This window comes from Pseudomonas sp. DNDY-54 (genome assembly GCF_019880365.1).
In the GTDB taxonomy this organism is placed as follows: domain Bacteria; phylum Pseudomonadota; class Gammaproteobacteria; order Pseudomonadales; family Pseudomonadaceae; genus Stutzerimonas; species Stutzerimonas stutzeri_P.
The window spans coordinates 1,028,022-1,049,026 of the sequence record NZ_CP082271.1; the positions used below are offsets into that span (position 1 = coordinate 1,028,022).

At 58.4% G+C, this 21,005-nt stretch carries 20 protein-coding genes and 2 tRNA genes; 10 read left to right on the top strand and 12 right to left on the bottom strand.

The genetic code is table 11. The features are described 5' to 3' along the window. Window positions 1-37: 37 nt before the first annotated feature. The 5 genes from K4O48_RS04880 to K4O48_RS04900 form a co-directional block, all read right to left on the bottom strand. A tRNA-Gln gene (locus tag K4O48_RS04880) sits at window positions 38-112 on the bottom strand. A gap of 49 nt (window positions 113-161) precedes the next feature. Continuing rightward, window positions 162-236: transfer RNA gene (locus K4O48_RS04885), tRNA-Gln, on the bottom strand. 12 nt (window positions 237-248) lie between these two features. Next, window positions 249-1,109 carry a 4-(cytidine 5'-diphospho)-2-C-methyl-D-erythritol kinase gene (gene ispE / locus K4O48_RS04890; RefSeq protein WP_222910950.1) on the bottom strand — a complete coding sequence of 287 codons (861 nt, stop codon included), beginning with the start codon at window positions 1,107-1,109 and terminating at the stop codon, window positions 249-251. Then, complete coding sequence (gene lolB, locus K4O48_RS04895) at window positions 1,109-1,729, bottom strand: lipoprotein insertase outer membrane protein LolB (RefSeq protein ID WP_222910951.1); 621 nt, start codon at window positions 1,727-1,729, stop codon at window positions 1,109-1,111. The genes ispE and lolB overlap by 1 nt, the downstream gene beginning before the upstream one ends. Window positions 1,730-1,732: 3 nt before the next feature. Further along, a complete protein-coding gene (locus K4O48_RS04900) occupies window positions 1,733-3,460 on the bottom strand; it encodes a tetratricopeptide repeat protein (RefSeq protein WP_222910952.1) in 1,728 nt (575 codons plus the stop codon). 179 nt (window positions 3,461-3,639) lie between these two features. Here K4O48_RS04900 and hemA point away from each other — a divergent pair, with 179 nt between their 5' ends. The 6 genes from hemA (at window position 3,640) to K4O48_RS04930 (ending at window position 9,079) form a co-directional block, all read left to right on the top strand. Further along, window positions 3,640-4,908: a glutamyl-tRNA reductase gene (gene hemA, locus K4O48_RS04905; protein ID WP_222910953.1), complete on the top strand. Its 1,269-nt coding sequence runs from the start codon at window positions 3,640-3,642 to the stop codon at window positions 4,906-4,908. Then, window positions 4,905-5,987 carry a peptide chain release factor 1 gene (gene prfA / locus K4O48_RS04910; protein WP_222910954.1) on the top strand — a complete coding sequence of 361 codons (1,083 nt, stop codon included), beginning with the start codon at window positions 4,905-4,907 and terminating at the stop codon, window positions 5,985-5,987. The genes hemA and prfA overlap by 4 nt, the downstream gene beginning before the upstream one ends. 102 nt (window positions 5,988-6,089) lie before the next feature. Next, the gene (gene prmC / locus K4O48_RS04915) at window positions 6,090-6,917 is read left to right on the top strand and encodes a peptide chain release factor N(5)-glutamine methyltransferase (RefSeq protein ID WP_222910955.1); all 828 of its coding nucleotides are present in this window, start codon (window positions 6,090-6,092) and stop codon (window positions 6,915-6,917) included. Window positions 6,918-6,938: 21 nt separating this feature from the next. Next, window positions 6,939-7,694, top strand: a complete 756-nt coding sequence (locus K4O48_RS04920; RefSeq protein WP_222910956.1) for a molybdopterin-synthase adenylyltransferase MoeB — start codon at window positions 6,939-6,941, stop codon at window positions 7,692-7,694. Next, entirely contained in the window at window positions 7,687-8,478 is a 792-nt protein-coding gene (gene murI / locus K4O48_RS04925) for a glutamate racemase (protein ID WP_222910957.1), read from the top strand. Before K4O48_RS04920 ends, murI begins: the two co-directional genes overlap by 8 nt. An 82-nt stretch (window positions 8,479-8,560) precedes the next feature. Next, the gene (locus K4O48_RS04930) at window positions 8,561-9,079 is read left to right on the top strand and encodes an acyloxyacyl hydrolase (RefSeq protein WP_222910958.1); all 519 of its coding nucleotides are present in this window, start codon (window positions 8,561-8,563) and stop codon (window positions 9,077-9,079) included. A gap of 39 nt (window positions 9,080-9,118) precedes the next feature. Here K4O48_RS04930 and K4O48_RS04935 read toward each other — a convergent pair whose 3' ends face one another. From K4O48_RS04935 to upp, 3 genes are all read right to left on the bottom strand, one after another. Further along, window positions 9,119-9,439, bottom strand: coding sequence for a YkgJ family cysteine cluster protein (locus tag K4O48_RS04935; RefSeq protein ID WP_222910959.1), 321 nt, complete (start codon window positions 9,437-9,439; stop codon window positions 9,119-9,121). Between the two features lie 88 nt (window positions 9,440-9,527). Then, the gene (locus K4O48_RS04940) at window positions 9,528-10,790 is read right to left on the bottom strand and encodes a uracil-xanthine permease family protein (RefSeq protein WP_222910960.1); all 1,263 of its coding nucleotides are present in this window, start codon (window positions 10,788-10,790) and stop codon (window positions 9,528-9,530) included. A 1-nt stretch (window position 10,791) separates the two neighbouring features. Next, on the bottom strand, window positions 10,792-11,430 hold the full coding sequence (gene upp, locus K4O48_RS04945) for a uracil phosphoribosyltransferase (protein ID WP_222910961.1): 639 nt from the start codon (window positions 11,428-11,430) through the stop codon (window positions 10,792-10,794). Between the two features lie 175 nt (window positions 11,431-11,605). On the opposite strand from upp, the gene K4O48_RS04950 reads away from it, so the two are divergent. From K4O48_RS04950 to K4O48_RS04965, 4 genes are all read left to right on the top strand, one after another. Continuing rightward, complete coding sequence (locus K4O48_RS04950) at window positions 11,606-12,163, top strand: hypoxanthine-guanine phosphoribosyltransferase (protein ID WP_222910962.1); 558 nt, start codon at window positions 11,606-11,608, stop codon at window positions 12,161-12,163. A gap of 546 nt (window positions 12,164-12,709) precedes the next feature. Further along, window positions 12,710-14,614 carry a DUF1302 domain-containing protein gene (locus tag K4O48_RS04955; protein ID WP_222910963.1) on the top strand — a complete coding sequence of 635 codons (1,905 nt, stop codon included), beginning with the start codon at window positions 12,710-12,712 and terminating at the stop codon, window positions 14,612-14,614. A 110-nt stretch (window positions 14,615-14,724) separates the two neighbouring features. After that, complete coding sequence (locus K4O48_RS04960; protein ID WP_222910964.1) at window positions 14,725-16,086, top strand: DUF1329 domain-containing protein; 1,362 nt, start codon at window positions 14,725-14,727, stop codon at window positions 16,084-16,086. A gap of 267 nt (window positions 16,087-16,353) precedes the next feature. Next, window positions 16,354-18,975 (top strand): LuxR C-terminal-related transcriptional regulator, encoded by a 2,622-nt coding sequence (locus tag K4O48_RS04965; protein ID WP_222910965.1) that lies wholly within the window; start codon window positions 16,354-16,356, stop codon window positions 18,973-18,975. Between the two features lie 154 nt (window positions 18,976-19,129). On the opposite strand, the gene K4O48_RS04970 is transcribed toward K4O48_RS04965, so the two are convergent. The 4 genes from K4O48_RS04970 to K4O48_RS04985 all read right to left on the bottom strand — a co-directional run bounded on the left by K4O48_RS04970 (window position 19,130) and on the right by K4O48_RS04985 (window position 20,931). Beyond that, window positions 19,130-19,399 carry a DUF3509 domain-containing protein gene (locus tag K4O48_RS04970; protein ID WP_222910966.1) on the bottom strand — a complete coding sequence of 90 codons (270 nt, stop codon included), beginning with the start codon at window positions 19,397-19,399 and terminating at the stop codon, window positions 19,130-19,132. Between the two features lie 130 nt (window positions 19,400-19,529). Then, entirely contained in the window at window positions 19,530-19,793 is a 264-nt protein-coding gene (locus K4O48_RS04975; RefSeq protein ID WP_222910967.1) for a YebG family protein, read from the bottom strand. Window positions 19,794-19,881: 88 nt separating this feature from the next. After that, window positions 19,882-20,346: a multidrug transporter gene (locus K4O48_RS04980; protein WP_222910968.1), complete on the bottom strand. Its 465-nt coding sequence runs from the start codon at window positions 20,344-20,346 to the stop codon at window positions 19,882-19,884. Between the two features lie 123 nt (window positions 20,347-20,469). Continuing rightward, window positions 20,470-20,931 carry a DUF721 domain-containing protein gene (locus K4O48_RS04985; protein ID WP_222910969.1) on the bottom strand — a complete coding sequence of 154 codons (462 nt, stop codon included), beginning with the start codon at window positions 20,929-20,931 and terminating at the stop codon, window positions 20,470-20,472. Window positions 20,932-21,005 lie beyond the last annotated feature (74 nt).

Genomic DNA, 21,005 nt, shown 5'->3' on the forward strand with positions numbered 1-21,005 from the left:
CGAAAGGCCAGGCGTTTTGAACAGCTCTCGTGATATTTGGCAGGGGCGGCTGGATTCGAACCAACGCATGCCAGGATCAAAACCTGGTGCCTTACCGCTTGGCGACGCCCCTGTAGATGTAACCTTGAAAGTGCTTGCGGTTGTCTAACCCCGAAAGGTTATGGCAGGGGCGGCTGGATTCGAACCAACGCATGCCAGGATCAAAACCTGGTGCCTTACCGCTTGGCGACGCCCCTGTAACGTACAACCTAACCACTTACTTCCTGTGCCAGTTGCGCGAGCCGTCGGTGCAGCATCGAAATGTTGCGCCCTTGAGCGACGAAAGCTGGTAAATCGGCTGGAAGTTGGCGGCAAACTCTATCAGCCTCACCTTTGTTTGGGAAGCTCCCAAACACACAAGATCCAGTGCCGGTCATTCTTGCTGGAACTAAATTGTTCAACAAGCTCAAAGCGTTACGTACTTCTGGATAACGCTTCTCGACCACCGGCTGACAGTCGTTACGACCGCCCCCTGCAAGAAGGCTGCGAACTGTAATGGCCGGGGTATTGCGTGTCAACTCTGGGTCGGAAAATATTTCCGCTGTACTAACAGAGACTTGCGGGGCGATGACGAGGAACCAGGGCTCGCTCAATTCGACCGGCTGGAGACGCTCTCCGACCCCTTCGGCAAAGGCCGCGTGGCCTCTGACGAACACCGGTACGTCGGCGCCGAGCGCTAGGCCGATCTCGGCCAGCCGATCCACTCCCAGGCGCGTTTGCCAGAGGTGGTCCAGGCCAAGCAGAGTAGTGGCGGCATCGGAGCTGCCACCGCCAATGCCGCCGCCCATGGGGAGACGTTTGGTCAGCTCGATATCAGCGCCGAGGGTGCAGCCGCTTCGGGCCTGGAGCAGTCGGGCCGCGCGGACAATGAGGTTGCTGTCATGGTCGACACCGGGCAACTCGGGCTTCAGCTTGATCTGGCCATCGGTCCGGGCTGTGAAGGTCAGCTCGTCGCCATAGTCGAGAAATTGGAACAGCGTCTGTAGCTCGTGATAGCCATCAGCGCGACGCCCCAGAATGTGCAGCATCAGGTTGAGTTTGGCTGGAGCGGGAAGTGTCAGTGACGACATCAGCGACCGAGCTGGCGCGGCTGCCAGTCCTTGACCACAAGAGTGATCTTCAGGTCGCGGCCTGCGAGCTTGATACGCGACGGCAAGCTGTAACCGTCTTCCTCGCTGTAACCGAGATATTCGACGTCCCAGCCATCCTGCTGCAGTTTGGCGAGACGGCCATCGGCGTCCAGCTGAATGCGACTGCGACTGTCCGGCGCGGGCAGGCCGCGCACCCACCAGAGCAGATTTGACACGGGCAATTGCCAGCCGAGCTGGCTCTCAACCAGCGCTTCTGGTGAATCGGCTTCGTATCGACCTTGCCCTGCCACTTCAAGTGCAACGGCTTCCGGGCGACCAGTCAGGCGGGTCGCGCCACGACCCAGCGGGCCTGATAAACGAATGTCGAAATAGTCCTGGCGCTGTAGCCAGAACAGCGTGCCGCTGCCTGAATCCTGCGGCGCCTGGATACCGATCTTGCCGCTGATCTGCCAGCCGTCTATTTCACTGATTTGCGCTTTATGTGCATTCCAATCTTGAGCGTTACCGGGCCCTTCGACAGATTCCTGCGGGCCTAGCCCAGCGCAGCCGGCCAACAGCAGGGCAAGGAGGGGAGGCAGCACGTTGCGCATCAGATTCATGGGTCAGAGTTTCTCCGAGCCGGTCAGGCGTTTTATGGTTTCTTGTAGCACTTCGCTGTCTGGCTGTTGCTTCAGCGCTTCAGTCCAGACAGTCCGGGCGGCGCGCTGCTTGCCGGAGGACCACAGCACTTCCCCAAGATGGGCGGCGATCTCGTGGTCAGGGAAGCGCTCATAGGCTTTGCGCAGCTGGGCTTCGGCCTCGTCGAGATTGCCCAGGCGATAGTTCACCCAGCCAAGGCTATCGAGAATGGCTGCGTCATCAGGATTGAGCTGGTAAGCCTGCTCAATGAGCACGAGGGCTTCGTCGTAGCGGTCGGTGCGGTCCGCGAGGGTATATCCCAGCGCATTGATGGCCATGGCATTGTCGGGCTCGCGCTCGATGATGAAGCGCAGGTCTCGCTCCAGTTGCGCCAAGTCGCCGCGCTTTTCGGCAATCATGGCCCGGGTATAGAGCAAGTTCAAATCGTCTGGAAACTGCGACAGCGCTTGGTCGGCGAGCTGCCACGCGGCTTCGAGCTGCTGCTTGCCTGACAGCGCTTCGATTTCAATTAAATACAATTGGATCGCATAATCCGGCTGCTCGTCGCGGGCACTGGCCAGCAGTCGTGACGCTTCCTGCATCCGGTCGAGGGAAAACAGAAGCTCGGCTTGCATGAGCTTTGCGGGCAGATATTCGTTGCCCGGGCCAACCTTGGCGAAAGCAGCGAGTGCCTGCTCATGCTCGCCCAGTTCGCGGTATGCGCGGCCGAGGTTGAAGTGAGCGGGATCCAGATGGCTGCCGCGCTCGATCAGATCTTCCAGGTAGACAATGGCTTCGCGCCACGCCTCTGCTTCGAGGCAGACCAGTGCCATCGAAAAGCGCAAGTCGTCGTCGCCTGGATGTTGCTGGACGAGCGTGGCGAATTCGCCCATGGCCTCGTCCAGGCGGTCCTGCTCGACCAGCAGACGCGCATACGTCAGTCGGAGGCGTTTGTCCTCGGGGTGCTCGCGAAGGCTTCTCTCTAGTAACGGTAGCGCTTCATCGCTGCGTTCAAGGATTTGCAGGAGTCGAGCCTGCAGTAGAACCGAAGGGATTTCACGCTGGCCGGCGGGCTGTTCTTCAAGCAGCGCGAGCGCTTCTTCAGGGCGGCCGTCCTGTTGCAGCAGTACAGCCTTGCCAAATTTCAGCTGTGGGTTTTGCGGGTGCTTGATCAGTAGCTGATCGAAGCTTTTGAGTAGCCCGGCACGCGTGTCTGGGTCCGTTTCAGCGGCGGAGAGTGCGAGAAAATCGAAGTGCGTATTGCCTTGACCCTGTAGCACCTTTTCCATGTATTCCATGGATTCTGCGTAGCGTCCGGCACGCGCCAGTTGTACGGCCGCAGCACGCTGTGCGTCGAGGCTGTCGGTCGCGTTGCCTGCCCAGATCAGTGCAGTGTCAAGAGCCGCCTGCTCGGCACCGAGGTACTCGGCGATGCGGAAACCACGCTCGGCGACGCCAGCATCCTGCGTCGCATTGGCCTGCTGGACGTAGTTGCCCAAGGCAATGTCGAACCGATTGCGCTGGCCAGCCAGTTCGGCCACCAACAACGCATAGAGCGTGTCGCCGCTGAATGAGCCCGATTCACTCGGGCTTGCTTCGACAACTTCCGGCGAAACGTCCTCGACCGGCGGGCTGCTGTCGGGAGTGCTCTGCATGAAGCTTTGGCAGCCACCGAGAAGCAGGACGGCGCTGAGGGCGAGGAGTTTTTTCATAGGAATAAAGGCTGGTCTGCGGTCGCGGCATGATGACACAAGCCGTCAGGCAAGCACATGGGCTGGCTCGCCGGGTAAATCGGACGGCTCGAGCAGACTCAGACAATGACCGGCAACGGTTGTTCTGAAGCAGGCGAAGTAGGAGAATCGCGCGCTCCGTTTTCGAATCAGCGACCTGCATGGCTTTCATCGCGCTTGGCATCAATCACAAGACCGCATCGGTGGATGTGCGCGAGCGTGTTGCGTTCACGCCCGAACAGATGGTCGAGGCGCTTCAGCAACTCTGCCGTGTCACGCCGACGCGCGAGGCAGCGATCCTGTCGACCTGCAATCGCAGCGAGTTGTATCTCGAACAGGACCAGATCGAAGCTGACATGGTGCTGGCATGGCTGGCCAGTTACCATCGATTGAATCTCGCGGATCTCAAAGCCTGCGCCTACGTTCACACCGACGACCAGGCGGTTCGGCACATGATGCGCGTTGCATCGGGTCTGGACTCCATGGTGCTCGGTGAGCCGCAGATACTCGGCCAGATGAAGTCCGCCTATGCGGTTGCGCGTGAGGCCGGTAGCGTCGGGCCGCTGCTGGGTCGCTTGTTCCAGGCGACGTTCAGTACAGCCAAAACCGTGCGGACCGATACAGCTATCGGCGAGAACCCGGTCTCGGTGGCCTTCGCGGCGGTTAGTCTGGCCAAGCAGATTTTCGCCAATCTGCATCGCAGCCAGGCCTTGCTGATCGGAGCAGGGGAGACCATTACGCTGGTGGCGCGCCACCTGCATGAGCAGGGCGTCAAACGCATCGTCGTGGCCAATCGGACACTCGAGCGCGCCAGTGCGTTAGCAGAGCAGTTCGGTGCGCATGCCATCCTGCTGGCTGACATCCCTCAAGAGCTTTACAACAGTGACATCGTCATCAGTTCGACCGCCAGCCAGTTGCCGATTCTCGGTAAAGGAGCGGTGGAGCAAGCGCTGAAAAGGCGCAAGCACAAGCCGATGTTCATGGTCGACATCGCCGTGCCGCGCGATATCGAAGCGCAGGTCGGTGAGCTGGACGATGTCTATCTTTATACAGTCGACGATTTACACGAAGTCGTAGCGGAAAACCTCAAGAGCCGCCAGGGTGCCGCCCAGGCCGCTGAAGAGCTGGTCGCGGCCGGTACTGATGACTTCATGGCCCGGTTGCGTGAGCTGGCCGCGGTGGATGTGCTCAAGGCCTACCGGCAGCACGCCGAGCGGATTCGCGACGAAGAAATGCTCAAGGCTCAGCGGCTACTGGCCAACGGCGGCGCGCCCGAGGATGCGCTTGCACAACTCGCCCGCGGGCTGACCAATAAGCTGCTGCACGCACCCAGCGTTCAGCTTAAAAAACTTTCAGCCGAAGGGCGTGTAGAGGCACTGAGCATCGTTCAGGAACTCTTCGCCTTGCATGACAGCACGGATAAAACATGAAAGCGTCGCTGCTCAACAAACTCGACACGCTGCAGGACCGTTTCGAAGAATTGACGGCATTGCTGGGGGACGGCGAAGTAATCAGTGACCAGACCCGCTTCCGCGCCTATTCGCGTGAGTATGCCGAGGTCGAGCCGGTCATTGCCACGTATCGCGAGTTTCTAAAAATGCAGTCCGACCTTGAGGGTGCCCAGGCATTGCTCAAGGACAATGACCCCGATGTGCGCGAGATGGCCGAGGAGGAAGTGACCGAAGCCCGCGCCAAACTCGAGGACATCGAGGCTCGCCTCCAGCGCATGCTGCTGCCGAGGGACCCAAAGGACGGTCGCAACGTCTTTCTCGAAATTCGAGCGGGTACGGGCGGCGACGAAGCGGCGATTTTCTCCGGGGATCTGTTTCGCATGTATTCCCGCTATGCCGAGCGACAGGGGTGGCGTGTTGAAATCCTGTCTGAAAGTCCCGGCGAGCATGGCGGCTACAAGGAAGTCATTTCGCGGGTCGAAGGCGACAATGTATTCGCCAAGCTCAAATTCGAATCCGGTGCGCATCGTGTGCAGCGAGTGCCCGAAACCGAGTCTCAGGGACGTATTCATACCTCCGCCTGCACCGTTGCGGTGCTACCGGAGCCTGACGAGCAGATCGCAATCGAGATCAATCCGGCCGATCTGCGGGTTGACACCTACCGGGCCTCGGGCGCCGGTGGTCAGCACATCAACAAGACCGACTCGGCGGTCCGCATCACGCACATGCCCAGCGGCATCGTGGTGGAATGCCAGGAAGAGCGCTCGCAGCACAAGAATCGCGCGCGCGCCATGTCCTGGCTCGCTGCCAAATTGCAGGACGTGCAAGACAGTGCGGCGCACAAGGAAATTTCGGATACCCGCAAGCTGCTGGTTGGTTCGGGTGATCGCTCCGAGCGCATACGGACGTACAACTTCCCACAGGGGCGGGTAACCGATCACCGCATCAATTTGACGCTGTACTCGCTCAACGAAGTGATTGGCGGCGCGGTTGAGCAGATCATTGAGCCGTTGCTACAGGAGTACCAGGCAGACCAATTGGCGGCGCTGGGTGATTGATCGCAAGGCGTCGCATCGTGCAGCCCGTTCGTTCGGTCCTGTGACAACCCGCTCGATTGCGGTATGCCGCGCCTGATATCCGGCTCCCACGGAAACACCCACATGGCTACCATCGAATCACTTTTACGTGCTGCCGCTCTGCCGGGATCGCCCTCTGCCAGGCTCGACGCCGAATGGCTGCTGGCAGCAGCGCTGGGAAAGCCTGCTAGCTACCTGCGCACTTGGCCGGAGCGTGATGTGCCCGCCGATAGCGAAGCGCGTTTCGTCGCTGACCTGGCGCGGCGCCGCCAGGGGGAGCCCGTGGCCTATATTCTCGGTCGGCAGGGTTTCTGGAGCCTCGATATCGAGGTGGCGCCCCAAACGCTGATTCCCCGGCCGGATACCGAGCTATTGGTCGAAGCTGCACTCCAACTGTTGCCCGTGACCCCGGCGGAGGTACTGGACCTCGGCACCGGCAGTGGTGCAATTGCTCTGGCGTTAGCGCATGAGCGCCTGGCATGGCGTGTCACTGGCGTCGATCGTGTCGGCGAAGCTATCGCCCTGGCGGCGCGGAATGCCCAGCGCTTGCGCCTCGATAATGCAGCTTTCTACGAAAGCCAATGGTTCTCTGAGCTCGCTGGAAAGCGGTTTGCTCTGATCGTCAGCAATCCGCCTTATATTCCGATGGGCGACCCCCACCTTGAGCAAGGCGATCTGCGGTTCGAACCGAGCAGTGCGCTGGTGGCCGGTCCGGACGGTTTGGACGACATTCGTCAGATCATCGCGAGCGCGCCGTTGCATTTGCTGAATAACGGTTGGCTGTTGTTGGAGCACGGCTACGATCAGGCGCTCGCCGTTCGCGAGTTGCTTGTTGAACGGGGATTCATCAATGTCGAGAGCCGCAGGGATCTCGGCGGGCACGAGCGCATCAGTCTGGGTCGCCTGCCATGACGTATCAGCTAGGAGAACGACATGCTCAGCGATGATGAACTGCTGCGCTACAGCCGACAGATCTTGCTGAAACAGGTCGACATCGACGGCCAATTCAAGCTTAAGCAAAGTCGAGTGCTCATTGTCGGCCTGGGAGGGCTGGGCTCTCCCGTGGCGCTGTACCTGGCCGCCGCTGGTGTCGGCGAGCTGCACCTGGCGGACTTCGACAGCGTTGATCTAACCAATTTGCAACGGCAGATCGCTCATGACACCGCGTCGGTTGGTGTGCATAAAGTGGATTCGGCTATGTCGCGTTTGTCAGGGCTCAATCCATTGCTGACGCTGGTACCGCACCGCACCGCGATGAACGCTGACTCGCTCCGCGCCGCGGTGGCCGCGGTGGATCTGGTGCTCGATTGCACCGACAACTTTGCGGTGCGCGAAGCGGTCAATGCGGCCTGCGTCGCCGCTAAGAAGCCGTTGGTCAGCGGCGCCGCAATCCGCCTTGAGGGTCAGCTGTCAGTGTTCGATCCGCGGGTGGCCACCAGCCCGTGTTATCACTGTCTTTATGGGCATGGCAGCGAAGCTGAGTTGACCTGCAGTGAGGCGGGGGTGCTAGGGCCAGTCGTCGGCATGATTGGCACGCTGCAAGCGCTTGAGGCCATCAAGCTGCTGGTGGGGTTCGGTGAGCCCTTGGTGGGTCGCTTGTTGCTCGTAGATGGATTGTCCAGCCGATTCCGCGAGCTGAAGGTCAAGAAAGATCCGGCCTGCGTCGTATGCGGTAACAGCCATGGCTGACAATGCACCGATCGGTGTCTTCGACTCCGGTGTTGGCGGCCTGTCGGTACTGCGTGAAATTCGCGCGCGACTCCCACAGGAGTCGCTGCTCTATCTTGCCGACAGCGGGCACGTGCCCTATGGCGAAAAAAGTCCCGAGTTTATTCGCGAGCGTTGCCGATCAATTGCCGCGTTTCTGCTGGGGCAGGGGGCCAAGGCGCTGGTGTTGGCTTGCAACACGGCGACTGCCGCAGGCGTGAGTGAGCTTCGCGAGCTGTACCCGGATATTCCGCTGGTGGGGATGGAGCCTGCGGTCAAGCCCGCCGCGCAGGCGACTCGCAGTGGCGTAGTAGGGGTGCTGGCAACCACCGGTACCTTGAAAAGCGCAAAGTTTGCCGCGTTACTTGACCGCTTCGCCAGCAATGTTCGCGTTATTACCCAGCCCTGTCCCGGCCTGGTTGAGTGTGTGGAAGCGGGTGAGCTTGACAGCGAGGCGACCCGCTCCTTGTTGCAAACCTTCGTCCAACCTTTGATCGAACAGGGTTGCGACACGCTCATTCTCGGTTGTACCCACTATCCCTTTCTCAAGCCGCTGCTGGCCGAGCTGCTGCCCACGACGATTACGCTGGTAGACACCGGGGAGGCGGTTGCGCGGCACCTTGAGGCGATCCTGTCGACGCGAGACCGGCTGGGAGACAAGCCGGCCGCAACACGCTTCTGGAGCAGTGGCGATCCTCGTCGATTAGCCGACGTGTTGCCGGTACTTTGGGGCGAAACGGGGATGGTCGACGAATATCGAGGCTAGGAACTCCCCGCTGCGCCTGCTTTCTGTATTTCATGAACGCTCAGTAAACACGCGATGCCTACTTCGATAAGGAACTTCAAGAATGAAAAAACTGATCACTATTGCGGCGGTTGCCGGGCTGTCGTTGGGTCAGGCCGCCGGTGTTCATGCGCTGGATTTAACGGCTGCCGTTGGGCAGACCGGTGAGTCGACGATGACTTATCGCCTCGGCGCCCAGTTCGATTTCAACCGGAGCTGGTTCCAGACAAGCGTCGGTCGGCTCACCGGTTACTGGGATGCTGGATACACCTACTGGGAAGGCGACGAAACCTCCAGTAATCACAGTGTTTCGCTGGCGCCGGTGTTCGTTTACGAATTCGCTGGCGATTCGGTGAAGCCATATGTGGAAGCCGGTATCGGCATCGCAGCCTTCGAAAATACCGAAGTGGAGAACAAGGATCTCGGGTCGTCGTTCCAGTTTGAGGATCGATTCGGCGCAGGGCTGCGTTTCGCGGGTGGGCATGAGGTCGGGATACGCGCGATTCACTACTCCAACGCGGGTCTCAAAAATCCGAACGACGGTATCGAGAGTTACGCGCTGCATTATCGTGTGGCGTTCTAGGTCTTTCAAAACAGCGCAGCTGACGGCGAGACCGTGCCGTCAGCGTGCGTCCAGATAAGCAGATACAGAGCCTTTACGTTCTTCAAGGCAGTCTTCTGAACCCAGTTCAAATTCTCTACAGATCAGTGGGCGTCGCGTATAGATTGTGCAGCGCATGCTGTCTCGGTCGAGGGCTGCGCACCAACCGTCCTCCAGCCGGCGCATAACCTGACCGCCCCAGTCGTCCTCATCAATGAACCGTTCGGGAACCCCGGTATCGGTGAGTAGCAGGACTTCGAGCCGGCAGCAGCAGGCGGCACAGGTTGAGCAGCTGACGCTCTGTTCTGGCAGTTGACGGTGGGGAATGGTGGCGTTGGACATGACCGCAGTCTACGCCCCTTGTGGACAGGCTGCAGGCGTGACTTGCCTATGGGCGAGGCGCCAGCACGAGCGTGCTGGCGAGGTGGGTTCAGCTGTTCTCTTCGAGCTGCTTGTTCTTCCAGCCTTCGCCACCCGGCAGCACGAGGTTGAGGATTAACGCAATGATGGCGCACAGCGAAATGCCGGACAGGCTGAACTCGCCGTAGCCGAATACCATGCCACCAATGCCAAACACCAGTGTCACCGACACGATGATGAGGTTGCGCGCTTCAGCCAGGTCCACCTGGTGGCGGATCAGTGTACTGAGGCCGACAACGGCAATCGAACCGAACAGCAAGCAGAGAATTCCGCCCATTACCGGCACGGGAATGCTCAGCAGTCCCGCTCCGAATTTGCCGATGAACGCCAGCACGATGGCGAAGATTGCCGCCCAGGTCATGACCTTCGGGTTGTAGTTCTTCGTCAGCATGACGGCGCCCGTAACTTCCGCATAGGTCGTGTTCGGCGGGCCACCAAACAGGCCAGCGGCTGATGTCGCAAGGCCGTCGCCCAACAAAGTTCGGTGCAGGCCGGGCTTCTTGATGAAGTTCTTCCCGGTTACGCCGCCGATCGCTACCACACCGCCAATGTGTTCGATCGCTGGTGCCAACGCCACCGGGACCATGAACAGGATCGCGCCCCAATGGAACTCCGGCGTAACGAAATTCGGAACCGACAGCCAAGGAGCTGACGCGATACCGGCGGTATCCACGACCCCAAAGACGAATGAAAGACCGTAACCCACCGCGACGCCTGCCAGGATAGGCACCAGGCGGAACAGACCCTTGCCGAGGACCGCAACCAATAGCGTCGTCAGCAATGCCGGCATCGAGATCATCATTGCCGTCTCATAAGGGATCAGTTGGGCGCTGCCGTCTCCCGCTTTACCCATCGCCATATTCACGGCCACAGGCGAAAGGGCCAGCCCGATGGAGATGATTACCGGAGCGATCACCACAGGCGGAAGCAGCCGGTCGATGAATCCGGGGCCTTTCAGGCGAACCGCGAAGCCGAGGATCATATAAACGACGCCCGCAGCGACCACGCCGCCCAGTACCGCAGGTAAGCCGAAGTCGCCTTTGGCGGCGATGATTGGCGCAATGAACGCGAAACTTGATGCCAGGAACACCGGCACTTGGCGTTTGGTCACCAGCTGAAAAAGCAGCGTGCCGATGCCGGCTGTGAACAGCGCAACGTTAGGGTCCATGCCGGTAATCAGTGGCATCAGCACCAGGGCACCGAAGGCTACGAACAGCATCTGCGCACCCGCCAGTACCTGGCGTCCGAGCGGCTCTTCCATGGTTTGCGACATCTTAGATGTCCTTCTGCTTGGTGCCGAAGATCTTGTCTCCCGCGTCGCCCAGCCCGGGCATGATGTAGCCGTTCTCGTCCAGTCGATCATCAATGGAGGCGGTATAGATAATGACGTCCGGGTGTGCTTTCTCGACGGCCTCTATCCCTTCGGGGGCGGCGACCAGAACCAGTGCCCGGATTTCCTTACACCCGGCTTTCTTGAGCATGTCGATTGCAGCAACCATCGAACCGCCCGTTGCCAACATCGGATCGATGATCATCGCCAGGCGCTGATCCAGATCGTCTACCAGGCGTTCGAGATAGGTATGCGCCTGCAGCGTTTCCTCATTGCGGGCGATGCCGACCGCGCTGACCTTCGCGCCAGGTATCAGGCTGAGCACGCCATCGAGCATGCCGATACCCGCTCGCAGGATCGGTACTACAGTGATCTTTTTGCCGGAGATCTTTTCAACCTGGACCGGACCACACCAGCCGTCGATGCTGTAATTTTCGAGCGGCAGATCGCGAGTCGCTTCGTAGGTCAGGATCGAACCGACCTCCTGCGCCAGTTCGCGGAAGTTCTTGGTACTGATGTCGTGTCGGCGCATCAGTCCAAGTTTATGGCGAATAAGCGGGTGGCGGATCTCTCGGATGGTCATGGGTGGCTCCGGCGGTCAAATAAACCGGCGTAGATTAATGCATCAGGGTGTTAGCGGCTATTGATGCATCAAACGGGGCTTGCCTGCCTATGGGGGCATCGGTATCGTCGCGCCCCTTAATTTTGTGCGCAGCCGAACAAGCTGCTTCCATTCTCAATTGTTTTGGAGCATCGCGATGTCCGCCGATCTCGCACACATTCGCCAGGTCATGGCTGAAGCTGATTGTTTACACACCGAAGCCGAAGTCGAAGCGGCGATCGATGCAATGGCCGCAACGATCAATGAAGAGCTGGCCGAGCGTAATCCCGTTGTTTTTTGCGTGATGAACGGCGGGCTGATTTTTTCCGGCAAGCTGGTGCCCAAACTGAACTTCCCGCTGGAGCTCTCTTACCTACACGCGACTCGGTACCGCAATGAAACGAGCGGCGGCGAGCTGTTCTGGAAGGCCAAGCCAGAGGTGTCGTTCATCGATCGCGATGTGTTGATCATCGATGACATTCTCGATGAGGGTCACACGCTTGGCGCGATTATCGATTTCTGTCGGCATTCTGGTGCGGCCGCCGTGCATACCGCTGTTCTGGTCGACAAAGATCATCAGCGTAAGGCGCGTCCAGATCTGAAGGCTGATTACGTCGGGCTCAGCTGCGTTGATCGCTACGTATTCGGCTACGGGATGGATTACAAAGGGTATTGGCGGAATGCTCCTGGTATCTATGCGGTCAAAGGAATGTAGAAGTCTCTGCCAGGGCTGAGCGTCGTTCAGCCCTGACGGCAACCGCAACGGATGTCGTCCTGCCCCACCTTGCATCCATCAGAGCCCTCACTCTCCAGCGCGTCGGCATTGTCTTACGTTTCCTTCCACGAGCCTTACGCTCGTGTTTTGGTTGCTCCGCAGTGTTTCGTTTTGCCCCAAACGCAGCACATCGGTAACGCTTCGACGCGCTGTGCGTTCTCTCCAATGTCAGATGTGGCAAGACGCTGCTTAGAGGAACTGCCTATCAGCCAAGCCAATAACTGATCGTCGGCCCCATTTGACTGAAAATTCCACCAACGCCGTCGCAGCTGCTCTATTTCGGGGGTTGCACCAATTTCCGTTCCGGCTAAGCTCTCGGTAGCTTCGCTACGGGCGGCAGTGGAGACTGCAAGGTTCCTCTGCACCCCCGTAGCGGCAAGGCTGTTCATACTTAAGGATTACAAAACAAATCAAACCTTAGTGCGCTTAACCCCCTGCTGCCGTGTGGTTAGGGTGAACGTACTTCGAACCAACCAGGAGCGCCTCATGACAAAAACAACAAGGCAAGGAATCTTCCAGCCAAAGACCCTGGCCCTCGCGGTCGCATTGGGCACCGCCGCACCGGCTTATGCAGTAAATTTTAATATTGGGGAAATTGAAGGTCAGTTCGATTCGTCGATGTCGATTGGTGCTAGTTGGGCGATGGATGATCCTGATATGGATCTGGTCGGCAGTGCTAATGGTGGTACTGGCTACACTCAGACTGGTGACGATGGTCGTCTAAATTTCGAGAAAGGCGAGACTTTCTCGAAGATCTTCAAAGGCATTCATGATCTCGAATTGCGCTATGGCGATAGCGGCGCGTTCATTCGTGGTAAGTACTGGTATGACTTTGAACTGAAGGATGAAGATCGTCTTTTCAAAGATATCAGCGATAGCAACCGTAAAGAGGCTGCGCAATCCTCCGGTGCCCAGATTCTCGACGCCTTCCTCTACCATAACTATTACTTAGGCGAACTGCCCGGCACGGTGCGTGTCGGCAGGCAGGTCGTGAGCTGGGGTGAAAGTACCTTCATCGGCAACTCGATTAACTCGATCAACCCGCTCGACGCCGCGGCCTTCCGCCGCCCTGGCGCGGAAATCAAGGAAGGTCTAATTCCGGTCAATATGCTGTACGTGTCCCAAAGCCTGAATGATCGCCTGAGCATGGAGGCGTTTTATCAACTGGAATGGGACCAAACCATCGTCGACAATTGCGGAACTTTCTTCTCAAGCGCGGACGTAGCGGCCGATGGCTGTGATAGTAATTATCACGTCGGGCCTGCGGCACTGGCGGGCGTTCTTAATAGTTCGTTGGGCGGAATCGCATCGGAGAACGGCGTCAGCTATTCGAGCGAAGGCGTAATGATTCCCCGGGGCGGAGATCGTGATGCAAGAGACTCGGGGCAGTATGGTTTAGCGTTGCGCTGGTTGGGGGATGCTACCGAGTACGGCTTTTATTTCATGAACTACCATAGTCGTACCCCAATTCTAAGTAGCAGTACCGCGGGTGCTTCTACCTTCCTGGCCGCCCAAGGGGCAGGTAACGATGCTGGTGCTGCGATCTTAGGGCCGGTTATCCAGCAAATCATGGCTGCGAATCAAAGCTTAACTTTAGGGCAGGCAGCTGCTGTCGCGCAACGTACGGCGGCAGGGCCACTAGCTGCGAGCGCGGGCGAGGCTATCGGTGGCGCGGTATTGCTAGGTAACGGCCAGTACTATCTGGAATATCCAGAAGACATTCGCCTCTACGGCATGAGCTTCTCCACCACCCTACCCACTGGCACTGCCTGGTCAGGTGAAGTCAGCTATCGGCCGAATGCACCCATCCAGATCAACACCACAGACGTGTCTGGAAATCTAACCAATGTCGCGCGGGCTGGCCTGGATAACAGGGGTTACAACCGCAAAGAAGTAACTCAACTGCAAACGACCTTTACGCACTTTTTTGATCAGGTGCTAGGTGCCGGTCGCGTAACTGTGGTTGGTGAAATTGGATTTGCCCATGTGGGCGGTCTCGAAAGCACCAGTGACCTGCGTTACGGGCGTGATGCGAATTTCGGTTCTCCGGTAGGAGGGCAGCCAGCTAATGCGGAGTCCGAAGCGCGCCATGGCTGGGACGGTTTCGTAACATCCAATTCCTGGGGCTATCGCCTTCGCGCGCTTGCTGATTACAGCAACGTATTCGCGGGTATCAACCTGACGCCCAACGTCTCTTTCTCCCACGACGTTGACGGCTACGGCCCTAACGGCCTGTTCAACGAAGGTGCCAAGGCGGTTAGCGTTGGCGTGGATGCTGTATACCAGAACACCTATACCGCCAGTCTGTCCTATACCGATTTCTTTGGAGGGGACTACAACATGCTGACGGATCGTGATTTCCTCGCGCTGAGCATGGGCGTGAACTTCTAAGGAGGCAGCTTCATACGTCAGCCTGCGAAGGCCCTCCACGGGCCGCCGCGGGCTGATAAGCGATACGCAAGGCCTCCGGCCAAAACAAGATCAAGAGGAACTGGAAGCGTATGAAAACAACAAGAAAACTATTCAGTGTCTTAGCCCTGTCGTTGCTCGCAAGCAGCGTTATGGCTGCAGTATCTCCCGAAGAAGCCGCAAAGCTTGGTAACTCGCTGACTCCGCTCGGTGCGGAAAAGGCAGGCAATGCTGACGGAACAATCCCAGCCTGGACTGGCGGTCTATCCGCTGATGCAGCGCCGCTAAAAGACGGTCACCTCACGAACCCCTTCAAGGATGAACAGCCAGAGTTCGTCATCACCGCGCAGAACGCAGATCAATACAAGGACAAGTTGACTGCAGGCCAGCAGGCAATGTTCAAGCGGTATCCGGACACTTACAAGATTCGCGTATTCCCTACACACCGTAGCGCTGCCGTGCCAGACCGCATCTACGACGCGGCCAAGAAGAGCGCTTTGAATGTTGAGCTCGTGGATGGCGGGAACGGTATCGCCAACTTCGCCGACAGTCGCTACTACGCGTTCCCGATTCCTAAAACTGGCCTTGAAGTCGTTTGGAACCACATCACTCGTTATCGTGGCGGCAACGTACGCCGCAACATCGTGCAAGCCACGCCGCAAACAAACGGTAGCTACACCCTGGTGCACTTCGAAGATGAAGTAGCATTCCCAAGTGATATGAGTGACCTGGATGCGGAGCGCGCGAAGAACGCGCTGCTGTTCTTCAAGCAGCGAGTGACCGCACCCTCGCGCCTCGCGGGTAACGTCTTGCTGGTTCATGATTCGCTGGATCAGGTTAAAGAGCCGCGTCAGGCTTGGATCTATAACGCGGGTCAGCGTCGTGTGCGTCGTGCGCCACAGGTCGCTTATGACGGACCAGGTACTGCAGCCGATGGTATGCGGACCACCGACAACTTCGATATGTTCAGCGGCGCTCCGGACCGTTACGACTGGAAGCTGGTTGGCAAGAAAGAGTTGTATATCCCGTACAACAGCTATGAAATCAATTCCAGCGAAGTGAAGTACAGCGACATCCTCAAAGCAGGTCACGTCAATCAGGACCTGGCTCGTTATGAGCTGCACCGCGTATGGGAGATCGAGGCCAACCTGAAAGACGGTGAGCGAAACATCTACGCTAAGCGTCGTTTCTTCGTGGACGAAGATACGTGGCAGATCGTTCAGTCCGAGCTCTATGATGGTCGTGGTCAGCTGTGGCGCGTTGGTGAGGCGCACCTGCTGCAGTATTACCAGCACAAGGTCCCCGCCTATGCCTTCGAAGCGCTCTACGATGTGATTTCCGGCCGCTACATTGCGATCGGTATGAGCAACGAAGAGAAAGCTCACGAGTTTGGCTACAAGGCGTCGGCACGAGACTTTACCCCCGCTGCGCTACGGAACGCCGGGGTGCGCTGATCAGATAACATCTGTGTAGTGAATAAGGCGGCCTGTTGGCCGCCTTTTTTTTTGTTGTTACGCGGGGGATGATACGTTTTAGCCATTATTGCCCTGGCATCGGCCCAGGCGGGCCGCCTGTTGCATACGAGTCGACAAACCGAGCGTATTCGTGCAGGTTGTTCCGCCTAAGCGCTCCGATTCAGCTTGGGTCCTCTCGCTTCGAAAGATAGTGGATGCGCTGATTGCGCTGTTCAACGGATTGATACGAATAAGAGAACGCTAGCTATGTCTGTACGCTTCAATCCTGGTGTACTTAGCACAGAAGCCACCGCGCGGCTTCAGGCTGCGCCTATTCCCCGTCTACCTCCATTGCACGTTTCCAGGCCGCGGCTGGTTGAAGCTTTGCTCGAAGCCCACTGTCGGCTGCGTTTGCTATGCGCGCCGGCCGGCTTTGGCAAAAGTGTATTGATGAGCGAATGTGCTCGACTCGTACCGGTTGATACGCGCCTCGTTTGGCTTGATCTTGGGGGGCGACCTTTCTCGGCTGAGGCGTTGTACGCCCAGCTGAGTCGAGCCCTGAACTCCTCATCCTTGTCGGGCGGAGATGTGCAGCAGGATCTGATCGACTTGCTCGGCAATCAACCGCAGCCGCTTTGGATCATGTTGGACGACTATCCCAGGGAGACTGCGGCAGATTTTGATGCCTGTCTCGACCTGCTTATTGAAAGGGGCCCCGATTCGGTCAGTTGGTGGGTGACCAGCCGCCGACAGCCTGCCTGGAAGCTGCCACGCCTCTTACTTCAGGGCGACCTGTTTGAAGTGGAAGCGGAGACGCTAGCGCTCAATCCAGGTGAACTCAGACAGGTACTCAAAGCTCACTGCCTAGAGCTTGCTGACGATACGTTCCAGCAGCTAATGGCGGGAAGCGAAGGGTGGCTGGCCGGCGTAAGTTTGCTGCTGCTGAATGCGAACGAACAGGCGGTACGTGAACGGCTCGTAGCGGGGACACCGTTGCTCAGGGATTACGTACAGCGAGAGGTACTCGAGGGGCAGAGCGAGGATATCCGGCGGGCGTTGTTCGCGCTGGCGAGAATGCCACGTTTCTCTGCTCAGCTCTGCGAGCACGTCCTCGACGGAATCGGTAGCGACATTCTTGATGTGCTGAAAACATTTCAGTTGTTCATCCGCCAGATTGACAACTGCGGTGAGTGGTTTCGACTGTGGCGTCCGCTGGTGTTGGTGCTGCAGCGGGTGCCTGAATCGACATCGCCTACGCAGACCCACTTACGGGCCTGTCAGTGGTTTGCGACCCGAGGCGAGATGCGCGAGGCGGTGGAGCATGCGCTGTGGGCAGGGCAGCCAGAGGTGGCCGCCAATTTTCTGCAACGTTACGGACAGGAACAGCTACTCATCGGCGATAACGTCTCGCATTTCATGAAGTGGCGCAGCGAACTCCCGCAAGACCTGTTCAACAGCACGACTCGGCTAATCGTGCTGCACGGCTGGGCGCTGATCATTTCCGCTCGGCTTGATGAGGCCGACGATTGCTTGGCCGACCTGGCGAAATTTTTCCCCCAGCCCGATGCGCGACGCCAGGCACAGCTGCTCGCTCAATGGCTGGCATTGCGCGGCTTTCTGGCCAGGTTGCGTGGCGAGCCTGAGGCCAAAAGCTATTGTCTCCAGGCGCTGGAAGTCTTGTCCGATCACGCATGGGCACAGCGGGTGCTCTGCTACCAGGCGTTGTCGCAGCAGGCGATGGCTGAAGGTCAGCTCGAGCTGGCGCAGCGCTATAACAGCGAAGGCATGAAACTCGCACGGCTCAAAGGCAGTGTGCTGTATGAGGCAATGCTCAACGTCGATCGAATTCAGCTGCTGGAGGCGACTGGAGAATTGGAGCGGGCTGTCGGCGTGCTAGAAGAATCGCTTTTGGTGCTACGAGACAGTGTTGGACACAGCCCGATTATTGGCCGCTTGAAGCTGCTGCAAGGTCATTTATTGGCCTACCAGGGCTTCGATGAGGCTGCCCGCCAAGCCTTCCAACAAGGGCGGGTCGAGACCGAAACCTGCGGTGATTCCTATGTGTTCTTCGGCTATGTTGGGCTGGCGGAATTGGCTGCCCGCAACCAGGAAATTCCGACGGCTTATCACTGGTTACGCGAAGCCGAGCGGTTGACCCAGTGGCGGCATGTACCCGAAGCACGCTTCCGCGGCATCCTGCTACTGATAACCGGGCTAACCTGGCTGCATCAGGGGCAACTCAAACAGGCCAGAAGCGCATTCCAGCAGGTGTTGGATCTCTATCAAGGTCATACTTACCTGGCGCCTTCCGGTTTCTACGAACTCCTTCCTCGAGTACAGCGCTATCTAGCCGTGATCGATTTGATGACGGGGCGCACCATGTTGGCGATAGACACTCTCCATGAATTGATCGAGCAAAACCTTCGCTCACAGCGGCTGGGGCTGGCTTGCGAATGCCGATTCACCCTTGCAGAGGCGCTTCAGCAAGAGGGCAAGCATGACGAAGCCCAGCTTGAGCTTCATAAAGCGCTCTTCGAGGCTGCCAGGCAGCACTTGGTCAAGCCGCTCTACGAACTACAGCATCGCCAGCCGCAGTGGCTTGCCAAGGTTTTGCCTGCTGGGAAAGGGGAAAGTCTGCGTGACCGGCTACTGCAATTCGAACGCGTTCCCGAAGACGGCGTGGCCACCGTGGATGAGGTCATCCTGAGTAATCGAGAACTCACGGTGCTGCGTCTTATTGCGCAGGGTTGCTCCAATCTGGAAATCGCCGAGCAGCTGTTTATCTCGCTGCATACCGTCAAGACTCATGCGCGCCGAATCAATACAAAGTTAGGCGTAGCCAGGCGTACCCAGGCGGTGGCGCGCGCTAAGGCATTAGCTTGGCTCTAACCGAACCAAGCCAAGTGCGGGTACGACAACTCGGCGCTTCGCTTCTGCATACACACATGCAAGACGACAGCGCCGGAGAAGGTTGGGTGAGTGTTTTATTGTTGTCAGGAGGGGCAAGGGTTTCAGCTTCGCAATGTCAGCATTCAGGCGATGCTTACTGAGCGAGTGGGTGCGAGTGTTTGGTCAGTCTATAAGAAGTCGCTTGCTCGCCACGCTCGATCGCGAGACTGAACTGCAGGCTGGTGATCAAGCGTTCGAGTTGATCCGTGTCTCGCCATTGGCTGGAGCTTATGAAGCGCTTTACCGCTACGCCAGCGGCGTCGGTCAGCGTAAGCAAGATGCTGCCGTCGGGTTTCTCGATGCTGAAGTTGACGTTGTAGTCTGGTTGAAATACGTCGCTGATCTTCTTGAATGGACTGTCCATGCCGGATACCTGAATGAGATGACTGCACCCAATGGACCGAGGACGGATTAACTAGTTTCGCCCTCTTGGCATGACCCCCCTGTGGCAAAACGTAGCGATGCCAGGGCAACAAGACTGATGAGGGCGCGCCTTAAGTCGATTCGCCAGCTGTCGTCAGCTCCGCCAAGACTTCAGGATTATTCTTGAACGCCTTCGCAAACAAATCCCGGTGTCTGGCCATGTAGATGCCGATGTCATCGGCTTGCTGCTCACTTAGGGATGGCGAAGCCAACTGAAGGGCAGCGGCCAACGCCTCGGCCAATTCAAGCATTTTGTCGTGACGATCAGCTTCGGCTTTATCCATGAACAGGCGCTCCAGATCCCGGCTGCTGCGGTATACCACTTCGACGGCCATTTACCACCTCGGCTCAGTAAGTACTGGTTGTCTGTACAGCATAAGCTGCCGGGTGCATATTGAAAAGCGCCTATGTCACTTCGCCAGCTTATTCTTCAAAGTGTCCCTGGAGTCGTTCAGCTCGAAACTCAAGGCTGCTGCTGCGGTAGCCCGGACGCAGCGGGGGCAGTGGAGCGCAGGACTGCCAGCGTTGACCAGGCTGCAGGTCACCGGGGCCGCGGTATTGCGGAGCATCGTAGTTCGATGTAACGAGATTGAGGCCGGAGCCCGGTGCGTACGCGCCGACTTCCCAGCGCAGAGTTCGGAGCGGGCGCTGGCTGTGGTTGTCGAGCGTTATTCGTAGTGGCTGCGCGGCCGGACAGCTAGCGGGCTCGTACGTCAACCGCAGCTCGAGTTGAGCCAGAAGATGCTCTTCACGCTGCTCCTGCCAGATCACCCAGGCCGCGACGACGCCCAGGCCAAGGAGCGCTCCCAGAGAAATTGGAACCGCTCGGAGCGGGTAGCGAATCACCAGTATTACCCAGCTGGCTACCAGCAGAGCGCCGATTAGCATCGCGAATTATCACTTGAATGGTCAGGCATCGATACCTCGATTGTCGGGTGATTCTGTACGCATGCTAACGCGAGCCCGGGCAGGTTTCGACGTTCTCTACCAGCACGTTGTTTCACGTGCTCGTCAGTCCTCTTCGGCCGACTGTGCATGACTGGCGAGTCGCTCAAGCGCCGCCTTGAGCTTGGGGTCCGTAATGCCGCGTGCAGTTTCCTGAATGTTGTTCGCTGCGCGTACCGACAATATCGGGGCGGGCCCAGGCGTATGCCGGGGCGTCTCGGGAGGCTGGACCTTGAACTGAATACGACTGAGGCCACTGAAGGCTTCCATGCATAGCAACTGACGCTGCAACCGGCGCTGCTGGTAACGCAAACGAGTCGCCCAATGACCATCGGTAACGATGAGCAGCAGCGTGCCTTCGCGCCATGACGCCACCCGGCAAAATTCCCGTGCTGCTGGTTGCAGCTGGCTTTCGACCAGTTGTTGCAAGCGTTCAAGCCGTCTCGCCTCGCCAAACAAGGCCTTCAACGGCTTTGCCTCACGCAGCAGCGTCGCAGGCGCGCGAGCCGGAAGGGGACGCAAGGACATGGTCAGGCCGTGGTAGAGAGTGAGCGGCAATCTTAGCAGATGCATTCCTGCGTTATAGCTCGAGCGTTATCCCT